1 protein-coding gene is annotated in these 954 nt (G+C 37.3%); it reads right to left on the bottom strand.

Going from position 1 to position 954, the window contains the following annotated elements; genetic code table 11:
* Positions 1 to 111 precede the first annotated feature (111 nt).
* Positions 112 to 813 carry a hypothetical protein gene (locus JIV24_RS22180; RefSeq protein ID WP_200467274.1) on the bottom strand — a complete coding sequence of 234 codons (702 nt, stop codon included), beginning with the start codon at positions 811 to 813 and terminating at the stop codon, positions 112 to 114.
* Between the last annotated feature and the right edge of the window lie 141 nt (positions 814 to 954).

Below are 954 nucleotides of genomic sequence, written 5' to 3'. Positions count from 1 at the left end.
CAACAAAATCTTCAGGCTAATAGAAATGCAGCTTTCAAGTGCTGCCTAATAGACATGGGAAATGTCAGTTATATAATATTTTGATGGTTTCATGAAAGAGTTGGTTATGAATTAGAACATAATGTATTTCGCAGGTATATACTTGTATTTTTTCCGAATGTTAATGATTAATTGTACCACAAAACTTCCTGAATATATCCAGTCATCACCTGCGTCAGCGGCACCAGCAAAGTAGGTAAAGTTAATGGTATGTTGGTCATTTAGCACATAGGCCAAACCACCGCCCGCTCTGATAAATTCAAGTCCCTGGTAGTTGGGTTTCCAGCTGTAAAATACACCACCAACACCTGTGGCGATTAATTTTTCGTTCAATACATTGTTATAAAATAGAATGTATCTGACACCGTGGTTCACTCTGTTGTTACCAATGTCGGCCTGGTACTTTAGCTGTTGAACGAATTGTTGATGGCGATTTTCGCCTTTACCAAGGATGTCTTTTCTAATGACACCAAAACCAGGTCGGTATTCCATAAACTCTGGACGAACACTTATCCTTAGGTCAGGTACCAATTCAAAGTGTTGCGATGCCATATACGTAGCTACACCTTCCACTAACCAACGATCAAGGCTTTGATAATTGTCAATAAAACGGGATTGTAATTCTCCTGAGTATCTCCAGTTCTCACTACCCCAGGTTACTTTATTGCCAATAAAAAACTGGTTGTCCCAGTTGCTTACTGTTTCCTGACTTTGGGTATTGCAAGGGCAAAATATCAATATTAGTAGGATAATAACTAGCGAAAAATTTTTCATGCTTTGGTACGATTTTTAGATGAATAATAAAGCCCTTTTAATTTTAAAAGTCAATTTATCGAACATTTTGGAGTTACCCCATTTTTTTAAGTAAATCCAAAAGTTAGCTGAGATTCCTTTCTTTGCTTATATGCCTTGGGT

The organism is Carboxylicivirga marina, from assembly GCF_016612505.1.
Classification (GTDB): Bacteria; Bacteroidota; Bacteroidia; order Bacteroidales; family Marinilabiliaceae; genus Carboxylicivirga; species Carboxylicivirga marina.
Note: the sequence above shows the minus strand (reverse complement) of the source record. Positions and strands in the feature narration are given on the sequence as shown.